The following is a 19,353-nucleotide window of genomic DNA, read 5'->3' as shown; positions in this document are numbered from 1 at the left end:
GAACTGAATCCACCTACCAGGAGTTATTTCATGCTGAGCCTTCACACTAACGCTGCGGCCCTTTCCGCACAGAACTCGATCTCCCGCACCCAGATGTCGTTGTCGACTTCGCAGACCCGTCTGAGCACCGGCTTCCGTGTCAATTCGGCCATGGACGATGCTGCAGGCTTGCAAATCGCCACCCGCCTGAAAGCCCAGACCAGCGGCATGGGCATGGCCATGCGTAACACCCAGAACTCGATCTCGATGCTGCAAACCGCCGAAGGCGCGTTTGACGAAGTCACCACCATGCTGACCCGCATGAAAGATCTGGCCACCCAGGCAGCTGACGTCTCGTCGACCGCAAAAGACCAGGCCGCACTGCAGTCCGAGTTCGACGCTCTGGGTAGCGAGCTGAACAACGTCATGAAGAACACCACCTTCGGCGGCGCCAAGCTGATGGAAGCCGGCACGATCGCTTCGTCGATGACCTTCCAGATCGGCTCGAGCAAGTCGGAAACCATGGCGGTCGACCTGTCCGCCGCCGTGACCGCGGCGGTCGCCGGCCTGACCAGCGTTTCCGCCCGCTACGCAGCGGGCGGCGCGGCAGTCGGCGCCGAGATCTCGGACGGTTCCGATGGTACCGCCGTGGGCGCGACCAACACCGCCGGCCAGACCGCAGCGAACAACTCGATCGACACGATCAGCACCGCGATCGACCTGATCGGCGGCGTCCGCTCGTCGCTGGGTGCGGCAGCCAACCGCCTGGACCACGTGTACAACAACTTGTCGAACATTTCGACCAACACCAAAGCGGCAACTGGCCGTATCATGGATACCGACTTCGCCAGCGAATCGTCGAACATGACCTCCAGCCAGATGCTGCTGCAAGCCGGTACCGCCATGCTGAAGCAGTCGAACAGCACGTCGTCCCTGGTTATGTCCTTGCTGCAATAATCGTAGCGCCTTCCTGATCTGCTCGCGGGTCAGGAATACAAGGAGCCAACCGGAGTATCGGTTGGCTTTTTTTTCATCGGATTTTTTCGAGAGCGAGCTTGATGGCTTTAGACCGCATCGGACCGACTTCGCGCCCGCTGGGCATCCCGGACCGGCAGACCACCACGCCAGGCCCGGTCGCGCGCGCGCCGGGCGAAGTGCCGTTGGCCGGGGACTATCCGGTCGGCCCGCTGGCGCCGAGCGGCCCCGGCGCCGTCGGCGTGCTGCTCGATGGCCCGGACGGCCTGCCGCTGCCGCAATCGGGCGTCGAAGCGCTGGCCGCCGCGCTGGCCGAAGTGCCGAACGGCGCCGATCCGGCCGCGATGCGTCCCAATCAAGTCTTCCTGTCCCGCCAGCTGGTCTGGCAGCCGCCCGACACCCAGATGATGGCCGCCTCGTGGCAAGTCATGGTGCGCACCTATGCCGAGCAGCGCGCCGCCTGGCTGGAGCAGGCCAACGGCCAGCACGTGCCGTCCAGCCTGTTCATGGCCGACCACACGCCGGCCGCCATGCGCGACGGCCGCCCCGGCCTGCCGCTGGTGACCGAGATGGAACCGTGGCGCTTCGCCGTGTACGCCTGGGGCGCCGAACGGCTGGTGCTGAAGGTGATCGTCAAGGACGACGAGGAACAGGAACGCAACAACCGCCGCCGCCGTTCGCGGGTGGCGCTGCGGCTCGAGCTGATGCTGCCGGGCGTGGGCCGGGTGGTGATCCAGATGGAGCCGGCCACCGGCAACGGCGTGGCGCTGGAAGTGGGCGCGGCCCAGACCTCGGCCATGCAGCATATGCGCGAAATGCTGCCGCAACTGGCGGCCACCGTCAGCCGTTGCGGCCTGACGATCCTGCGCTGCCGCCTGCGGCGCGAGCTGCCGCCCGCCGGCGCCGGCGAACACAACTACCCTACCCGCGCGCATACGGCGGCGCTGGGCCAGGCCATCTTCAAGGCCATGGCGGAGCTGGCCGTGCTGCTGTCGCAGCCGCTGCCGCCGGACGACCTGTTCTCCGAATCGGCCTGAACTCCCGGAATGAAAAAAACCCGCCGGGCGCTGCCGCCGGGCGGGCTGATCCGGCTGGCGCCGCTCAGCGCTGCCGGCGGCGGCGCGCGACCGCGCCCATGGCAGCCAGACCCAACAGCAGCATGCCGTAGATCGACGGTTCCGGCACCGCGCTGACGTAGCTGATGGAGATGCTGCCAAAGTCCCACTGGCCGTCGGCCTGGCCGGGGGACAAGTCCTTGTAGCTTTCGCTGAATTCGATGCGCACCTTGCCGTCGGCGCCCGCTTTGAACTTCTGGCCGGAGTAAGGCAGGTAGAGGTAACCGTCGATATACTGGCTGCCGCTCATATAGCTGTCGCTCGGGCCGAACGACACAGTATCGCCGGTACTGGAGTCGAAGTGCACCTCCATATCGTCCAGCCAGCTTGGATCGTTGGCTGTGATGTTGACGCCCCAGGAAATGGATAGAATCTCCGCCTGCGCGCCCAGATTCAACTCGATGACGGTATTGCCTGCATTGCCGTACAGATCATAGCTCTGGATACCGTCGACCTGGATTGCCTGGTAGTGCACCGCGGCGGCGGCGCTGCCGCCGGCAGCCAGCGCCGCGGCGCAGATCAAAGCGCGCACATATTTCAGATTTTTCATTGGGGACTCTTTCAGTAAGGTACTGGTTGGTGAGCACCAAAAGATATCATGTATATTCATATACAATGCATAATTATTAACAAATAATAAAAATACAACGGAAATAAAAACACCCCATAAGCCTGGCGACTTATAGGGTGCTGGGGGATCGCAGGTCTCGCGACCCGCCGGGAGCCTGTCAGCGGTTCTGGCGGCGGCGCGCAACCGCGCCCATGGCAGCCAGACCCAACAGCAGCATGCCGTAGGTCGATGGTTCCGGCACCGCGCTGACATAGCCGATGGTAATGTTGCCGGAGTCCCACTGGCCGTCGGCTACGCCGGGAGCCATGTCTTTGTAACCATCGCTGAACTCCAGGCGCAGCTTGCCGTCGGCGCCCACACTGAGCGAAAAGCCAAAGTCGGCCAGCACGGCGCTGCCCTCGTTGTGCTCGCTGCCGCTCTCCTCGCTGCCGCTCGGCGTCAGATACACGCCCTCGTCGCCGCTGGTGGTGTTGAAATGCACTTCCATTTCGGACAGCCAGCTTGGATGGTAGGCAGTGGTGTCGACGTTCCAGGCGATGCTGGTGATCTGGGACAGCGCCCCCAGGTTCAGCTCAATGACGGTATTGCCCGCCTCGCCGAACTCGCCATAGCTCTGGATGCCGGCGACGTTAACCACCTTGAACTGCTCCACCGCGACGGCCGCGCCGCCGGCGGCCATCGCCACAAAGAACAACAAAGCGCGCACAAATTTCAGATTTCTCATTTTTGGCTCTTTCAAGTAGGTACAACGGTTGATGGTGTCTAAAAGATATCATGCTTATCAAAAAGTCAGTGCAGGAATATTAATAACTGACGAAAAAGCAACAGCGCAAAAAAAAATGCCGCCCAGTCCGTTGACTGGGCGGCATCCGGGCGCGGCCGGCGGTGCTCAGCCGACCGTGCCGATGATGCTCACTTCGCGGTTTTCCGGGATCTCGTTGTACGACAGCACGTGCAGGCCGGGCGCGAACAGCCGCGCATAGCGCGCCAGCAGCGGCCGGATCTGCGGCAGCACCAGCAACAGCGGCGGCGTGGCCTGCTGCTTCATCTGTTCGCGCGCCACCGGCATGTTGACCTGCAGCTGCGCCAGCAGGTGCGGATCGATCGGGTAGTTGTCCAGCACGATCTTGCCGCTCTGGCGCGCCTGGTTCAGCGAGCCCAGCAGCATGTTCTCCAGGTCGCCGCCCAGGTTGAAGGCCTGCATCTCGGTCTTCTGCCCGAACAGGCCGGTGACGATCTGGCGTCGCAGCGCGCAGCGCACCTCGGCCGCCAGCAGGATCGGATCCTTGGTGGTCTCGGAACTGTCGACCAGCGTGGTGGCGATCGGCACGATATCCTTCAACGACACGTTTTCCGCCAGCAGCACGCGGAACACGCGCAGCATCTGGGTGTGGGTCAGCGCCTTGTCCAGCGAGCTGGCCAGCTTGGGCGACAGCGCCGCCAGCCGGTCCATCAGCGCCGGCACGTCCTCGTGGCGGAACAGCTCCGGCAGGTATTCGCGGATCAGCTTGGACAAGTGGGTGGCGATCGCGCTCGGCGCCTCCACCACCTGGTAGCCCAGCCCCAGCGCGTTGGCCTTCTCGCTGGTCTCGATCCAGGTCACCGGCATGCCGTAGGCCGGCTCGATGCCGGGGATGCCGTCGATCTGGCCGTAGATATTCGGCGACGGGATCGCCATCAGGCGGTCGGCGAACACCTCGGCCTGGGCCACCACGCTGCCCGACAACATCACCGAGTACTGCGAGGGTTTCAGGCCCAGGTCGTCGCGCACGATGATCGGCGGCAGCAGCAGCCCCATCGCCTCGGACAGGCTCTGGCGCACGCCCTTGACGCGCTTGGTCAGCGGCTCGCCGTGCGCCTTGTCGATCAGGCTGACGAGCTTGTAGCCCAGCGCCACCTGCAACTGCTGCACGGCCGGCAGGCTGTGCCAGTCGAGCTCGGGACCGCGGTCGTCGCGCAGCGCCGCCTCGATGGCGTCCAGGTTGTTGGTCTCGGGCGCCTTGACCCTTTGCAGCAGCCGGTAGCCGACGTAGGCCAGCACCAGCGCGAACGGGCCGAACATCTGCCACGGCATGCCCGGCACCAGCGCCAGGATGAACATCATGCCCGAGGCGCTCAGCATCACCTGCGGCGAGGCCAGCACCTGGCCGCCGACCTGCTGCTCGAAGTCGCCGGAGTCGGAGATGCGGGTCACCAGGATCGCCGCCGCGGCCGACAGCAGCAGCGCCGGGATCTGCGCCACCAGGCCGTCACCGATGGTCAGCAGCGCGTATTGCTTGAAGGCGTCGCCGAACGACATGTCCTGCATCAGCGCGCCGATGGCGACGCCGCCGACCATGTTGATGATCAGGATCAGGATGCTGGCGACGGCGTCGCCGCGCACGAACTTGGAAGCGCCGTCCATGGCGCCGTAGAAGTCGGCCTCGGCGGCGACATCCTGGCGCCGCAGCTGGGCCTTTTCCTGGTTGATCAGGCCGGCGTTGAGGTCGGCGTCGATCGCCATCTGCTTGCCCGGCAAGGCGTCCAGCGTGAAGCGCGCCGACACTTCGGAAATCCGTTCCGCGCCCTTGGTCACCACCATGAAGTTGATGATCATCAGGATCACGAACACGACGATACCGACCACATAGTTGCCGCCGATGACGACCTTGCCGAAGGCCTCGATCACCTGGCCGGCCGCGGCCGTGCCTTCATGGCCGTGCAGCAGCACCACCCGGGTCGACGCCACGTTCAGGGTCAGCCGCATCATGGTGGTGGCCAGGATCACCGTCGGGAACACCGAGAAGTCCAATGGGCGGCGGGCCGACACCGACACCAGGATCACGATCAGCGCCAGCACGATGTTGAACGTGAACATCACGTCCAGCAGGATGGGCGGCAACGGCAGGATGATCATCGCCAAAATCACCAGCAGGAATGCCGGCGTGGCGAACTTGTGGCGACGCGCTTCTGCGACCAGCCTGTTCAAAAAATTCATGACTTAACAACCTCGCTCATGGATGTGGGGACATCGACTTCTTTTGGATACACCGGCTCGGCAGTGCGCCGTCCGGTACGGAATGCCTTCAATTGCAAAATATAGTTCAACACCTGCGACACCGCCTGGTACAGCTGGACCGGGATCTGCTGGTTGACCTGGCTGGTGTTGTAGATGGCGCGCGCCAGCGGCGCCAGCGGCATCACCTCGATCTTGAACTCGACCGCCAGCTGGCGGATGTACAAGGCCATCTCATCGATGCCCTTGGCGATCACATACGGTGCTTCGGCACGGTTCTGGTCATACTTGAGCGCCACCGCGTAATGCTCCGGGTTGACGATCACCACGTCGGCGGTCGGCACCGTCTTGCGCGCGCTGCGCCGCGCCATCGCCCGTTGCAGCTGGCGGATGCGGCTCTTCACTTCCGGCCGGCCCTCGGTCGACTTGTGCTCCTCCTTCTGGTCCTGCTTGGACATGCGCTGGTTCTTGGCGAAGAAATACGCCTGCGCCGGCACATCGACCAGGGCGAAGATGATAAACACCGCGACCAGCGACATCAAGCCGTCCAGCATCAAATTCGAGCCCATCATCATGGCCTGGCCCATCGGCATGTGCTGCAACTGGGTGTAGCTCTGCACCGTCGAGCGCGCCACGTGGACCAGCACCGCGATCAGCACGCCCGCCTTGCCCAGCGAGATCAGGAACTCGATGGCGTGCTTGGCGCCGAACAGCCGCCCCAGGTTGGCCGCCGGACTCAGGCGGTCCATCTTGGGCGCCCAATGCTTGGTGCTGACCACCCAGCCGCCCGGCACCATCGCCCCCAGCACGATGAAGAACGGCACCACGAACAGCGGCAGCACCATCTTGATCAGCAACCACATCGCCGAGCCGAACACGGTCGACATGGCGTTCTCGATCGCGCCCGAAGAGCTGAACGGCGCAAAGCTCTGGTGGAAGATCTCGAGGAACTCGGCCAGGTAGTCCGGCAGCAGGTAGACGAACAGCTTCAGGCTGACCAGGATGCCGATCGCCGTCGACAGGTCGCGCGAGCGCACCACCTGCCCTTCCTGGCGCGACTTCTTGAGCTTCTGTTGTGACGCCTTTTCTGTCTTGTCGGCGCTGTCCTGTTCAGCCATGGGCCGCCACCTGCATCTGCTGGCGTATCAGCTCCAGCACCATATTGGTCATGCGCACATAATGCTCGGGGATGAAACGCACCACCTGCGCCAGCATCATCAGGCCGAAAATGGTGATCACGGAAAAACCCAGCGCGAACAGGTTCAGCGCCGGCGCCACCCGGTTCAGCAGGCCGAAGCCGAGCTGCACCACCAGCGTGGAAAACACGATCGGGATCGCCAGCAGCATGGCGGCGGAAAAAATCCAGGCGACGTTGTAGGCGATCGCGTTCAGCAGCAGCGGGCTGTAGCCGTGGCCCAGCGGCCAGGCCTTGAAGCTCTGGCCGATGACGTTGGCGATCACCAGGTGGCCGTCGATGGCGAAGAAGACGATGATAGCCAGCACCGACAGCAGCGCCGACACCACGTCCGACGATTGGCCGTTCATCGGATCGTTCATCACCGCCATCGAAAAGCCCATCTGCGACGACACCAGGTAGCCCAGCACGCCGATCACCGACATGGCGAAGTGGAAGGCCAGGCCCAGCACGAAGCCGATCAGCGCCTGCTCGATGGTGGCCACCACGCCGTGCATGGAGAACGGCTCGATCGCATAGCTGCCGGCGGCGGTGGTCAGCGGCAGCATCAGGACCGCCAGCACCAGCGCGATCAGGATGCGCACCGTGATCGGCGTGACCGCCTCGCCCAGCACCGGGGCGCCGATGAACATCGCCAGGATGCGGCAAAACGGCCACCACAGCGCGGTGAGCATCGGCAGCAACTGGCCCAGGATCGGTTCCATGAGGGGGCGGCTAGCCGACCAGCGTGGCCGCGCGGGTGAAGATCGAGACGCAGAAGTCCATCAGGTAGCCGGCCATCCAGCGCCCCATCAGGATGATCGCCAGCAAGGTCACCAGCAGCCTCGGCAAGAAGCTCAAGGTCTGTTCGTTGATCTGCGTGGCGGCCTGCACCAGCGCCACCACCAGGCCGGTGATCAGGCCGGGCACCACCAGTATCACCACCAGCAACATGACGATGCGCAGCGATTCGACCACCAGGTCGACGGCAACTTCGGGAGTCAGCATCGGGTCGCTCCTTAATACGCCTGCACGCTCGTGACGAGCGTGTTGACGGTCAGGGTCCAGCCATCCACCAGCACAAACAGCAGCAGCTTGAACGGCAATGAAATCACCAGCGGCGACAGCATCATCATGCCCATCGCCATCAGCACCGACGACACCACCAGGTCGATCACCAGGAAGGGAATGAACAGCATGCAGCCGATCTGGAAGGCGGTCTTCAGCTCCGACAGCACGAACGCCGCCAGCTTGACGGTGAAGGCGTGCTGCGACGGCACGGTGATCTTGTCCTCGCCGGCCAGGTGGGCGATCTGCTGCAGCGCTGCCTTGCTGGTCTGCGCCAGCATGAAGCGCGACACCGGCTTCTCGGCGATCTGCAGCGCCACCTCCAGGCCGATCTTGTCCTGGTCGTAAGGCACGAAGGCGTCGGTCCAGATCTGGTCGCCGATCGGGCGCATCACCAGCAAGGTCAAGATCAGCGCCACCCCGGTGATGACGCGGTTGGGCAGGCCCTGCTGCAGGCCCAGCGCCTGGCGCAGCAGCGACAGCACGATCACGAAGCGGGTAAAGCTGGTCATCATCATGACCATTACCGGGAGCAAGCCCAGCAAGGTCATGATGATCAGGATCTGGGTCTTGACCGTCAGTTCGGTCTTGGCGCCGGGCACCACATTGGCCAGCAGGTCGACCGCCTGGGCCGGCCCGCAGGCCAGCAGGCCCAGCAACGTCAAGCCCGCGGCCGCTGGCAGCAGTCGCCGGCGCCACTGCGGGTGAGCGCTGCAGGTCATGGAGTCATCATGTCGAGATTCAGGCCGTCCAGGTCGATCACTTTGAGGCCGTAGTTTTCGCCCGCCACCACCACTTCGGCGCGGCCGATGGCGGTGCCGTTGACCTTGATCACCAGCGGTTCGCCGGCCAGCACGTCGAGCTCGACCACGCTGTCCGGGCCGATCGCCATCAACTCCTGCAGCGAGATGCGGGCCGAGCCCACTTCCAAGGTCAGGGTCACCGGGATCTTGCGCATCATGGCCGGCAGGTCGCGGCGCGTCGGCGTGGCCGGCACGTCGGTCAGCTCGGTGCCGACCTGGTCGATAATCATCTCTTCGGACAGGTCTTCCAGCAAGGCGTCGCTAGGGTTGGCTACGTTCATGTTCATCATGTTATTCGGCGTCTTCAAAAGAGGTTAAACAGAGTTTGCCTTTATGTTCGGTGACGGCGGCGGTGAAGAGGCGGGAATCTTCGAGCAGCACGTCCGCTCTGTTCAGGCTGATCGGGATCACGTCGCCGACCTGCAGGTCGTACAGGCTGCCCAGCGGCACTTCCTTGCTGGCCAGGCGGCCGACCAGGCCGACCTGCAGCCGCTGCGCCAGCGGCGCGGCGGGCTGGGCCTTCTTGCCGGCGTCGCGGTCGCGCAACAGGCCGCGCAGCACATTGGCCATCAGCGTCTTGTCGAGCGCGAACCAGTACTGGCCGGTGACGCCGCTCTTGATGTCGGCCACGGTGACGGTGATGATCCAGCTGCCCTTGGGCGGGTGGGAGCCGGGGGCCGGCTTGAATCCGCTGTCGGCCGCCTCCGGCTCGCCTTCGGCCGGGGCCGGCTTGTCGAGCACCGGGAGGTTGAGTTCGATGCGGCCGGCCAGGGTGCCGGCCAGCTGTTGCCCCAGCACCACGGCGAGGCGTTCTTCGGTGGCGGTCACCTTCACCGTGTTCTCGTCCAGCGCGGCAGCGTCCGCCTTGCCGCTGCCGTAGCGGAAGTTCAACACGCTCAGCAGCACCTTGCGCTCCAGCGAGAAGGCGATCTGCCCGGCCGGCGCGGCAAAGCTGAGCCAGCGGCCGCGGCTTGCCTTGTCTTCCAGGCGCTCGAACGCGACCTCCTCCACCTGGAAGCCGCCCCAGTAGCGGCGGTTCATGTTCAGCCGCATCGACTGCACCAGATCGTCGCGCAACTGGGCCGCAAACAGATGCAGCAGATGCACCGGCCGCCCCAGCAGGCATGGGTCCAGCACTTGAGGTGGCGCAGTCGGTTTTGTCGTTGTCATGTTTTCGCCATGTCGGAAATTCTTCGCTACTCCTCCATCATCGCACTATCCAGCTAAAAACTGGTTACTTCCAGCGCACTATTTGGGGAATATTACCTATCGTAACTTAAAGTCATGCGTTGTCGGTAGCACAGGATACATCAAAATTCACATTATTGCCATCCAACAATATTTGACGAAGTGATTCCCAGCGGCAAATAAGTCTTTACAAGAATATTGCTAGCCAGTAAGCTTAACCCGCTCCCCGTCGTCTGACGCTGCTCTGCAACACACTTGAATACATGGCGCTTAGTAAATGATTTATAACGATATTTGCCGCAAGAGAACAGTTTCCGGCAACCGGGAATTGCGCCAGCGCCCCCGCCCCCGCCCCCGCACCACGGATGCCGCCGCCACTGCGCGGGCCTGGCGTTGAACACCATGCCTACGCTGACTTTCTTACAAGACTGTGACATCGCCGTAACATCCGGCGCGAAGTGTCGCTTGATGGAGCACAGCGACTTACAGATAAACAACGCGGGGCTTGCTGCTTTCTGGCAATCTGGATATGGTAGACATGTGGGACTAACGTTGCATAAACGGGAGATAGCAAGATGAGTAACGGAATCTCGAACCTGATACAGGCCGACCTCGCGTCGCTCACCAACGCGGCGCAAAACCTGGCCCAGCAAAGCGTGGCGCCCGCCGCGCAGTTTATCGCCGGCGCCGGCGACAGTCAGCCGGCCTTCTCCTTCGCCCAGTCGATGAAAGACGCGGTGCACAAAGTCAACGACGCCGACGCCAACGCGGCGCAACAGATGTCCGACGTCGACGCCGGCAAGAGCGACGACCTGGTCGGCGCCATGCTGTCCAGCCAGGAAGCCAGCCTGTCCTTCTCGATGTTGATGCAAGTGCGCAACAAAGTGATGGGCGCAGTGGACGAACTCATCAAATTGCCGCTGTAACAGCGTGCCCAGTTCACCCCGAAAGCCAACAACGTGATCAATTCCATCAAGTCCGCCTTCGAGCGCTGGCGCGCCAGCCCGGTCGCGCTGTCCATGCCGCCCAACCTGCTGAAAAACCTGTATCCGCTGCTGCTGCTGGCGATCGGCGTGACGGCCATGGTGCTGATGTATCTGTGGAGCGACCAGTCCGGCTACAAGCCGGTGTTCGGCGCGCGCGAAAAAGTCGCCGCGGCCGACATGATGACGGTGCTCGACGCCGACCACATTCCCTACCGCCTGCATCCCGAGAGCGGCCAGGTGCTGGTGCCGAACTCGATGCTGGGCAAGGTGCGCATGCTGCTGGCCGCCAAGGGCGTGACCGCGCAGCTGCCGGCCGGCCTGGAGCTGATGGACAAGAGCGACCCGCTGGGGGTGTCGCAATTCGTGCAGGACGTGCGCTTCCGCCGCGGCCTGGAAGGCGAGCTGGCGCAGTCGATCATGACCCTGGACGCGATCGCCCACGCGCGCGTGCACCTGTCGATCGCCAAGTCGACCTCGTTCGTGTCCTCGGACGGCGAGAAATCGTCGGCTTCGGTGGTGGTGGCGCTCAAGCCCGGCCACACGCTGTCGCCGGAAGCGATCGCCGCCGTGGTCAACATGGTGTCGGGCAGCGTCGCCAGCCTCAGCGCGCAGCGCGTCAGCCTGGTCGACCAGAGCGGCAACCTGCTGTCCTCCCACATCGACCTGGTCGACGGCTTCGACGCCGGCAGCGCCAGCAATGAAAACGGCAAGCGCTACCAGGACGAGGTCAAGGCCAACGTCCGCAACCTGCTGGGCCCGGTCATCGGCGACGACAATTTCCGCATGAGCGTGATGGCCGTGGTCGACAACGACAAGGTCGAGGAAACGGTCGAGAAGTACGGCGCCGAGCCGAAGGTCACCAGCGAAGCGCTGCGCGAAGAGCTGGACCGCAACCGCGTGGCGCAAGGCGTGCCGGGCACCTTGTCGAACCGGCCGCCGCCGGCCAACGCCAACCCGGCCGACGCCGCCAAGCCGGCCGCCGCCAACGACCCCAACAATCCGGCCGACGGCACCGCGCGCAAGAACGCCACCACCCGCCAGTACGCCTACGACCGCAGCATCACCCAGACCAAGCGCAGCCGCGGCCGGCTTGAAAAGCTGAGCGTGGCCGTGGTGCTGGCGCAGGCGGCCTCGCCGACGCCCAAGACCGGCTGGAGCGCCAACGAAATCGCCAACATCGACAAGATCCTGCGCAACGGCCTGGGCATCAACAGCGAGCGCGGCGACCAGCTGGTGGTGTCGGCCATGAACTTCCCGCCCAAGGCCGCCATCGTCCCATGGTGGCAGGAACGCGACAACGTGGTCGATATCAGCGCCTACGTGATGTACGCGGTCGGCGCCATGCTCGGCTACTTCCTGTTGCTGCGTCCGCTGATGCGCCTGGCCACGGTGCGCTTCACGCCGCCGCCGCAGGAACTGGCGCGCATCGCCGCCGAACGCCGCGCCGCCGAACAAGCCGCCGTGGCGGCCGCCAGGGAAGCCAAGGAAGCCGCCGCCGCCGCGGCCGGCACGCCGGCGATCGCCGGCGCCCACGCGCCGGGCACGGCGCCGGCGCTGCCGGGCGCCGCCGTCCAGCCGGGCATGCCGGTGGTGCCGCTGCTGGAAAACTACGATCTGCCGCCGCCAGGCTCGGCGGTCGACGTCATGGTCGACCACCTGAAAGTACTGGCCGCCAAAGAACCGGAACGTGTCGCCGAAGTCGTCAAACAATGGATGCAGAAAAATGGCCGAACTCAATAACCCCGACGAAGAAGACTACGGCAACGCCGTCCGCAACGCCCAGCTGTCGCCGGTCGAGCAGGCCGCGATCGTACTGCTGAGCATAGGCGAGGAGCCGGCCGCGGCCGTGCTGCGCTGCCTGTCGCGCGAGGAATTGCTGGAGGTGACCCAGGTCATGTCGCGCATGAGCGGCATCAAGGTCGAGTCCGTCAAGACCGCGATGCAGACCTTCTTCGACGACTACCGCCAGCAGTCCGGCGTGCACGGCGCCTCGCGCAGCTACCTGAAGCGCTCGCTGGACCTGGCGCTCGGCGGCGACCTCGCCAACACCGTGCTCAACAACATCTACGGCGACGAACTGCGGCCCAAGATGGCGCGCCTGCAATGGGCCTCGCCGAAGTGGCTGGCCGAATACATCTCCAACGAACACGTGCAGATGCAGGCGGTGTTCCTGGCCTTCCTGCCGGCCGCGCTGGCCGGCCAGATCATCGACGCGCTGCCGGCCGACGGCCGCGACCTGGTGCTGCTGAACCTGGCCCGGCTGGAAGAGATCGACCGCGACCTGCTCGTCGAGCTCGACGAGCTGGTGGTGCGCTGCCTGTCCTCCTTCGATTCGCAAAGCACCAGCGTGGAAGGGATACGCCAGGCCGCCGAGATCCTCAACCGGCTGCCGAGCAACCGCGCGCAGATGGTCGAGCTGCTGCGCGCGCACGACCCGGAAGTGGTGTCCAAGATCGAGCTGTCGATGTACGACTTCTTCATCCTCGGCAACCAGTCCGAGGTGGCGATCACCCGCATCATCGAGGAAGTGCCGCTGGAGCAATGGGCGATCGCGCTCAAGGGCGCCGAAGTGTCGATCCGCGACGCCATCCTCAAGACCATGCCGAAACGCCAGGCCCAGGCCTTCGAGGACATGATGCGGCGCGCCGGCCCGATGCCGCTGTCGCGCATCGAGCAAACCCGCCAGGAAATCATGGCCACCGTCAAGGCGCTGGCCGACGTCGGCGAGATCGAGATCCAGCTGTTCGCCGAGCAGGTGGTCGAATGAAGTCGTTCCGCGCTTACCGCTTTCCGCCGCTGGCGCAGTTCACCAACCTGGCGCACCAGCGCGCCGTGGCGCACAGCCACAGCCAGAGCGGCGACGGCGGCGCCCAGTGGGCCGCCTCGGTCAGCGAGGGCTTTGAACAGGGCCAGCGCGACGGCTACGAGATCGGCCTGGCGCGCGGCCAGGAAGACGGCTTCGAGGCCGGCCGCAGCTCGGGCCAGGAACAGGGCCGCGAAGAAGGCCGCCACGAAACCCTGGTGGCCTACGACCAGATGGCGCGCCCGGTCGACGCCATGCTGAAAAGCCTGAAGAAACTGCGTTCCGACTACCGCGCCGCCCAGCGCAAGGAAGTGGTCGACCTGGTGGCCAAGGTGGCGCGCCAGGTGATCCGCGCCGAACTGGCCTTGCAGCCGGTGCAGCTGATGGCCCTGGTCGAGGAGACGCTGGCGTCGATGCCGCCCACCCGCGAGGAAATCGATGTCTTCCTGAACCCGGAAGAACTCAAGCGCATCGCCGAGCTGGACCCGAAACGTTCCAAGCGTTGGAACCTGATCCCGGACGCCCGCCTGGAAGTGGGCGAGTGCCGCATCAAGGCGGGCGACAATGAAGTTGACGCCGGATGTCATCAACGTCTTGCGGCTGTCATGGAACAGGTCGATAATCAACTTCAAGCTGCCGACGGCGGCGATGAACCGGAGAGCGAAGAGTGATCGCTGACGCCTTACGCAATCTCGAACTGGGTTCCGTGCCCATGGCGACCCCGACCGGTCGCCTGGTGGGGGCGTCCGGTTTGCTGCTCGAGGCCGTGGGTTGTCCCTTGCACACCGGCCAGCGTTGCCAGATTGAGACAGTCACCGGCGAATGGCTGGACGCGCAGGTGGTCGGTTTCCGCGACAAGCTGTCGTTCCTGATGCCATTCAAGAAGGCGATCGGCCTGACCACCGGCGCCCGCGTGCTGCCCTCCCCCGAAAAAATCAGCCTGCAGATCGGCTCCAGCTGGCTGGGCCGCATGGTCAACGGCCTGGGCGAGCCGATCGACGGCCTCGGCAAGCTTTCCGGCGATTTCCCGCTCGAATCGCTGCCGCCGCGCATCCATCCATTGAAGAAGAAACCGGTCACCGAGGCGCTGGACGTGGGCGTGCGCGCCATCAACGCCATGCTGACCCTGGGCAAGGGCCAGCGGGTCGGCCTGATGGCCGGCTCCGGCGTCGGCAAGTCCGTGCTGCTGGGCCTGATGACCCGGCAGACCGTGGCCGATGTGGTGGTGGTCGGCCTGATCGGCGAGCGCTCGCGCGAGGTGCGCGAATTCGTCGAAATGTCGCTCGGCAAGGAAGGCCTGTCGAAGGCGGTGCTGGTGATCGCCCCGGCCGACGAGAGCCCGCTGATGCGCATCATGGCCACCGAACTGTGCCACTCGATCGCCGCCCACTACCGCGACCAGGGCAAGCACGTGCTGCTGCTGGTCGATTCGCTGACCCGCTATGCGATGGCGCTGCGCGAAGTGGCGCTGGCGCTGGGCGAGCCGCCGGCCACCAAGGGCTATCCGCCGTCGGTGTTCTCGGCGCTGCCGCAGCTGATCGAATCGGCCGGCAACGGCGAAAACCAGAACGGCAGCATGAGCGCGATCTACACCGTGCTGGCCGAGGGCGACGACCAGCAGGATCCGGTGGTCGACACCGCCCGCGCCGTGCTCGACGGCCACATCGTCATGACCCGCGAGCTGGCCGACCGCGGCCACTATCCGGCGATCGACATCGCTTCCTCGATCAGCCGCTGCATGAGCCAGGTCATCACCCACGAACACATGATGGCGGCGCGCGCGCTCAAGGCCAGCATGGCGCGCCACGACCGGGTGCGCGACCTGATCCCGCTGGGCGCCTATGTGCCGGGCGCCGATCCGGTCACCGACAAGGCGGTGCAGCTGCACCCCCGGGTCGAGGATTTCCTGTGTCAGGGCACCAAGGAAGAGGCGCCCTTCGCGCCGTGCATCCACCAACTTGAAAAGCTGATGACATGAGCCACCACAACATCCGCAACCTGACCACGCTGGTGGCCCTGCGCAACACCGAGGTGGAGCGCCTGCAGACCGAGCTGGCGGAAAAGGAAAGTGTGCGCGAGCGTTATCAAAAGAACCTGGACCGCCTGACCGGGCTGTACACGAACAGCGGCCCCAGCGGCAATCTGCATCCCGCGCTGGCCGGCAACTGCGGCGACTACAAGCAGGCGGTGATGCAGATGGCCGACAGCCACCGGCTCGACCTGCACATGCACGAGGCCGACATGGCGCTGTCGCAGCAACAATTGAACGCGGCCTGGGCCAGGCGCGAGGTGCTGGGCAAGGTGCTGGTCAAGCAGCAGAAGGTGGTGCTGGCCCAGCAAAATGTCCAGGAACGCAAGCAACATGATGAACTGGCAACGCAACTATGGATGCGCGGCCAGAAATAAGCGCGCGGCGCGGCGCCGGCCGAAAAAATAGTTAAGAATATTTTCATAGGGAAACGATTAAGGTCGCCTTATATCAGGGTACACTTCAATCATCCTTTCCAGGAGCAACGATCATGGCAGTCATCAGCAGTCCCGTCTACGACCCGCAAACCACGGCCGAGAAACTGGCGAACGCGTATGTCGCGCCGACCAAGGCCATCCTGGACAGCCGGGCCAGCAAGGCCACCGCCACCGTCAGCGCGCTGGGCACGCTGGGCAGCGCGCTGAGCGCCTTCCAGTCCGCCATGCAGGGGCTGACCACCGCCACCAGCGGCGTCGCCGCCAACGCCGCCACCAGCAGCAACACCGCGATCGCCACCGGCACCGCCACCGCCGCCGCCGCCGCCGGCACCTACTCGTTCTACGTCGAGCAGCTGGCCACCGCCGGCCAGGTGTCGTACAACGTCAACAACAGCACCGCCGCCGGCGCCGGCACGCTGAAGGTGATGCTGGCCGACGGTTCCAACTTCCAGATCGACCTGGCCAACGCCGACAGCAATATGGACGGCAGCCTGTCGGCCAAGGAAATCGCCGCCGCGATCAATGTCGCCGCCGGCAACAATTCGCGCGTCACCGCCTCCACCCTGACGGTCAACGGCCAGCCCAAGCTGGTGCTGAGCGCCACCCAGACCGGCGCCGCCAACGCCGTCGCCTCGCTCGACGTCAGCGCCCTGGGCGACGCCGGCCTGCAGGCGGACCTGTCGGCCCAGAACGTCGAGGCGCTCGCCAAGGACGCGATCGTCTGGATGGGCGACCAGGGCACCGGCACCCAGGTCACCCAGGCCTCCAACACCTTCAGCACCATCGACAACGTCAAGTTCACCGTCAAGCAGGCGCAGCTGGCCGGCGCCACGCCGGTGCAGCTGACCGTCGGCCCCGACAACAGCGCCACCACCGCCAACGTGCAGAGCTTTGTCGACGCCTACAACAAGCTGCTGGCGGTGTTCAAGACCGTGACCGCGCCGGGCAACCACAGCGCCACCTCGACCACCGACAGCACGCCGCAGTCGGCCGACGCCGCGCTGTACAACGATTCCGGCGTGGCCGCGCTGCGCGCCACGCTAGGCGCCACGCTGCGCAACGCCACCGGCGGCCGCTCGCTGATCAGTTTTGGCATCACCGCCGCGCGCGACGGCACGCTGACGCTCGACAGCACCCGCCTGCAAAAAACCATCGCCGCCGACCCCGGCAAGATCGACAGCCTGTTCGGCCGCGCCGGCCTGGGCGTCGACAGCGGCGTGCTGGGCTCGATGAACAAGCTGGTGACCACCTGGACCAATTCCGCCACCGGCCTGATCGGTGGCCGCAAGACCGCCATCACCCGCGTGCAGGACGACATCGCCAAGCGCCAGGTGGCGGTGCAAAACCAGTTCGACAACGCCTACAAGCGCTATCTGGCGCAGTTCAGCGCGCTGCAACAGCTGCAGGCGTCGATGACCAGCACCTCGAATATGTTCACGGCCATGTTCTCCTCCAGCAGCGACAATTAAGTTAACGATTTACAACCAGTACGGTGAACACCATGTTGAACCACGAAGCTTACAGCAGTTACCACTCCACCAATCTGGACGCCCAGGTCACGCGGGCGTCGCCGATCGAACTGGTGCTGGTGCTGACCGACGGCTTGCTCGAAGAGCTGGCGCGCGCGCGCGGCCACATCGTCGGCAAGCGCTACGAGCTCAAGGCCAACAGCCTGAACAAGTGCACCGACATCATCAACGGCCTGGCCAGCTCGCTGGACTTCGACCACGGCGGCGAAGTGGTGGAAAACCTCGGCCGCCTGTACGACTACTGCGCCGGCCGCCTCTACACCGCCGGCGTCAGCCTGGATCCGGCCATCATCGACGAAGTGACGACCTTGCTCACCACCATCAAGAAGGGCTGGCTGGGCGTTCAGGCCAAAAATGGATAGGCAACGCACGCTGCTGCAAATGGCGCAGAAGATGAGCGCCGCCCTCGCCGCCCAGGACTGGAAGTTGCTGGCGGCGATGAACACCCTGATGGTCACCGCCGTGCCGCAGATGGCGGCCCAGGGCAAGTGGAGCAGCAGCGAACGGGCCGCCCTGTCGGCCCTGCGTCAGCTACATGAAGAAGCAGTGCGCACGTGCAACGCCGCCACCGAGGACCTGGAGCGGCGCCTGCATGAAATGCAAGCCAACAAAGAAGGCTGGCTGGCCTATGCGCTAGACAGCGAACAGTTAGAAACCGGACTCCAAGCATGACCATGACACTCTCCAGCGCCACCGCCTCGACCAAAGCCGCGAAAGCCGAACTGACCGCTCCGGTCGCCACCAACCATGGCGGCCGCAGCACCATGCCGACGCCGGCGCAGGGTCACAACGGCAGCAAGACCGACAGCCGGGTGCCGCCCAAGTCGGCGCCGCTGACCGGCGGCATCAAGCATACGCCGGCCGGCAGTTCGCCCAAGCAGAATGCCGCGCCGCGCGGCGCCACGCCGGCCAGCCAGAACGATCCGGTCAGCTATCCGGGCCGCGACCAGGCCGAGCCGGCCACCGACGAAGCCCAGTCCGGCGCGCCGCTGTTTGCCCAGTTGCTGCAACCGACCGACCCGCTGCTGCCGGGCCCGCAGGACGCCGCCTCCGACAGCGGCGCCGCCGACACCGCCGCGGCCGCCACGGCCGGCGCTGTCGCCGCCGCCAACGCCAACGCCGCCACCCTGGTGCCGGCCATGTTCAACGCGCTGCAGGCCAACGCCGCGCAGCCGGCCGCCAACGCCGATGGCGCCGCCCCGGCGCGCAACGAGGCCGTCGGCGCCACCTCGACGCTGAACAGCGCGGTCACCCGCTTGAACCTGTCGGCCGCCGGCGTCGCCGTCACCACCGCCCCGGCCCCGGCCCCGGCGCCGCTGCCGACCAGCGCGACCAGCAGCGACGACGGCGCCGCCGTGGCCAGCGCCGCCGCGCCGGCGCCGGCGCCGCTCAGCGCGATCCCCGCCGGCACGCCGCACGCCGTCTACGCCATGGCCAACAGTGCCGCGCTGGGCGCGCAGACCCAGCAGACCCAGCAACCGTGGTCGGCGGCGCCGGCCTCGGCCCCGCTGCCGGCCCCGGCCAGCGCGGTGCCGGTCAGCGCGGTGCCGCTCGCCGCGCCGCAAAACATCTACGCCATGGCCAACAGCGCCGCGCTCGGCGCGCAGGTCCAGCAAAGCCTGTCGGATGCGCCAGCGCCGACCGCCGGCGCCGCGCCCGCGACCGTCGGCGCCAACGCCGCGCTGCCCGAGGCCGCCGCAG

At 65.4% G+C, this 19,353-nt stretch carries 20 protein-coding genes and 1 pseudogene; 12 read left to right on the top strand and 9 right to left on the bottom strand.

Annotated features, from left to right (window positions below; all coding sequences use genetic code 11):
* Positions 1-30 precede the first annotated feature (30 nt).
* Positions 31-936: a flagellin N-terminal helical domain-containing protein gene (locus AC1RMD_RS30395; RefSeq protein WP_492932450.1), complete on the top strand. Its 906-nt coding sequence runs from the start codon at positions 31-33 to the stop codon at positions 934-936.
* A 101-nt stretch (positions 937-1,037) separates the two neighbouring features.
* Positions 1,038-1,991: a hypothetical protein gene (locus AC1RMD_RS30390; RefSeq protein WP_492932474.1), complete on the top strand. Its 954-nt coding sequence runs from the start codon at positions 1,038-1,040 to the stop codon at positions 1,989-1,991.
* A gap of 64 nt (positions 1,992-2,055) precedes the next feature.
* On the opposite strand, the gene AC1RMD_RS30385 is transcribed toward AC1RMD_RS30390, so the two are convergent.
* The 9 genes from AC1RMD_RS30385 to AC1RMD_RS30345 form a co-directional block, all read right to left on the bottom strand.
* Positions 2,056-2,619, bottom strand: a complete 564-nt coding sequence (locus AC1RMD_RS30385; RefSeq protein WP_492932448.1) for a PEP-CTERM sorting domain-containing protein — start codon at positions 2,617-2,619, stop codon at positions 2,056-2,058.
* A gap of 178 nt (positions 2,620-2,797) precedes the next feature.
* Positions 2,798-3,364 (bottom strand): PEP-CTERM sorting domain-containing protein, encoded by a 567-nt coding sequence (locus tag AC1RMD_RS30380; protein WP_492932446.1) that lies wholly within the window; start codon positions 3,362-3,364, stop codon positions 2,798-2,800.
* Positions 3,365-3,529: 165 nt separating this feature from the next.
* Positions 3,530-5,617 (bottom strand): flagellar biosynthesis protein FlhA, encoded by a 2,088-nt coding sequence (locus tag AC1RMD_RS30375; protein ID WP_492932444.1) that lies wholly within the window; start codon positions 5,615-5,617, stop codon positions 3,530-3,532.
* Positions 5,614-6,753, bottom strand: coding sequence for an EscU/YscU/HrcU family type III secretion system export apparatus switch protein (locus AC1RMD_RS30370; protein ID WP_492932442.1), 1,140 nt, complete (start codon positions 6,751-6,753; stop codon positions 5,614-5,616). Before AC1RMD_RS30370 ends, AC1RMD_RS30375 begins: the two co-directional genes overlap by 4 nt.
* Positions 6,746-7,534, bottom strand: coding sequence for a flagellar biosynthetic protein FliR (gene fliR, locus AC1RMD_RS30365; RefSeq protein WP_492932440.1), 789 nt, complete (start codon positions 7,532-7,534; stop codon positions 6,746-6,748). Before fliR ends, AC1RMD_RS30370 begins: the two co-directional genes overlap by 8 nt.
* A 10-nt stretch (positions 7,535-7,544) precedes the next feature.
* A complete protein-coding gene (gene fliQ, locus AC1RMD_RS30360) occupies positions 7,545-7,817 on the bottom strand; it encodes a flagellar biosynthesis protein FliQ (protein ID WP_492932438.1) in 273 nt (90 codons plus the stop codon).
* Between the two features lie 11 nt (positions 7,818-7,828).
* Entirely contained in the window at positions 7,829-8,599 is a 771-nt protein-coding gene (gene fliP / locus AC1RMD_RS30355) for a flagellar type III secretion system pore protein FliP (RefSeq protein ID WP_492932436.1), read from the bottom strand.
* Positions 8,596-8,967, bottom strand: coding sequence for a FliM/FliN family flagellar motor switch protein (locus AC1RMD_RS30350; RefSeq protein WP_492932434.1), 372 nt, complete (start codon positions 8,965-8,967; stop codon positions 8,596-8,598). The genes fliP and AC1RMD_RS30350 overlap by 4 nt, the downstream gene beginning before the upstream one ends.
* A gap of 4 nt (positions 8,968-8,971) precedes the next feature.
* Complete coding sequence (locus AC1RMD_RS30345; protein WP_492932432.1) at positions 8,972-9,850, bottom strand: FliM/FliN family flagellar motor switch protein; 879 nt, start codon at positions 9,848-9,850, stop codon at positions 8,972-8,974.
* 593 nt (positions 9,851-10,443) lie between these two features.
* On the opposite strand from AC1RMD_RS30345, the gene fliE reads away from it, so the two are divergent.
* From fliE to AC1RMD_RS30295, 10 genes and pseudogenes are all read left to right on the top strand, one after another.
* Positions 10,444-10,794 (top strand): flagellar hook-basal body complex protein FliE, encoded by a 351-nt coding sequence (gene fliE, locus AC1RMD_RS30340; protein ID WP_217940307.1) that lies wholly within the window; start codon positions 10,444-10,446, stop codon positions 10,792-10,794.
* Positions 10,795-10,827: 33 nt separating this feature from the next.
* Positions 10,828-12,594 carry a flagellar basal-body MS-ring/collar protein FliF gene (fliF, locus tag AC1RMD_RS30335; RefSeq protein ID WP_492932430.1) on the top strand — a complete coding sequence of 589 codons (1,767 nt, stop codon included), beginning with the start codon at positions 10,828-10,830 and terminating at the stop codon, positions 12,592-12,594.
* Positions 12,578-13,621: a flagellar motor switch protein FliG gene (locus AC1RMD_RS30330; RefSeq protein ID WP_020702668.1), complete on the top strand. Its 1,044-nt coding sequence runs from the start codon at positions 12,578-12,580 to the stop codon at positions 13,619-13,621. The genes fliF and AC1RMD_RS30330 overlap by 17 nt, the downstream gene beginning before the upstream one ends.
* Positions 13,618-14,328: a flagellar assembly protein FliH gene (gene fliH, locus AC1RMD_RS30325; RefSeq protein WP_492932428.1), complete on the top strand. Its 711-nt coding sequence runs from the start codon at positions 13,618-13,620 to the stop codon at positions 14,326-14,328. Before AC1RMD_RS30330 ends, fliH begins: the two co-directional genes overlap by 4 nt.
* Complete coding sequence (gene fliI, locus AC1RMD_RS30320; RefSeq protein ID WP_492932426.1) at positions 14,325-15,635, top strand: flagellar protein export ATPase FliI; 1,311 nt, start codon at positions 14,325-14,327, stop codon at positions 15,633-15,635. Before fliH ends, fliI begins: the two co-directional genes overlap by 4 nt.
* Positions 15,632-16,063 carry a flagellar export protein FliJ gene (fliJ, locus tag AC1RMD_RS30315; protein ID WP_492932424.1) on the top strand — a complete coding sequence of 144 codons (432 nt, stop codon included), beginning with the start codon at positions 15,632-15,634 and terminating at the stop codon, positions 16,061-16,063. Before fliI ends, fliJ begins: the two co-directional genes overlap by 4 nt.
* A 113-nt stretch (positions 16,064-16,176) precedes the next feature.
* Positions 16,177-17,592 carry a flagellar filament capping protein FliD gene (fliD, locus tag AC1RMD_RS30310; RefSeq protein WP_492932422.1) on the top strand — a complete coding sequence of 472 codons (1,416 nt, stop codon included), beginning with the start codon at positions 16,177-16,179 and terminating at the stop codon, positions 17,590-17,592.
* A gap of 32 nt (positions 17,593-17,624) precedes the next feature.
* Complete coding sequence (fliS, locus tag AC1RMD_RS30305; RefSeq protein ID WP_492932420.1) at positions 17,625-18,014, top strand: flagellar export chaperone FliS; 390 nt, start codon at positions 17,625-17,627, stop codon at positions 18,012-18,014.
* A complete protein-coding gene (locus tag AC1RMD_RS30300; RefSeq protein WP_492932418.1) occupies positions 18,007-18,324 on the top strand; it encodes a hypothetical protein in 318 nt (105 codons plus the stop codon). The genes fliS and AC1RMD_RS30300 overlap by 8 nt, the downstream gene beginning before the upstream one ends.
* Positions 18,321-19,353: pseudogene (locus AC1RMD_RS30295) on the top strand (flagellar hook-length control protein FliK); the annotation flags it as partial. The gene AC1RMD_RS30300 and the pseudogene AC1RMD_RS30295, both read left to right, overlap by 4 nt.

This window comes from Duganella sp. GW822-FHT06D06 (assembly GCF_058799615.1).
Note: the sequence above shows the minus strand (reverse complement) of the source record. Positions and strands in the feature narration are given on the sequence as shown.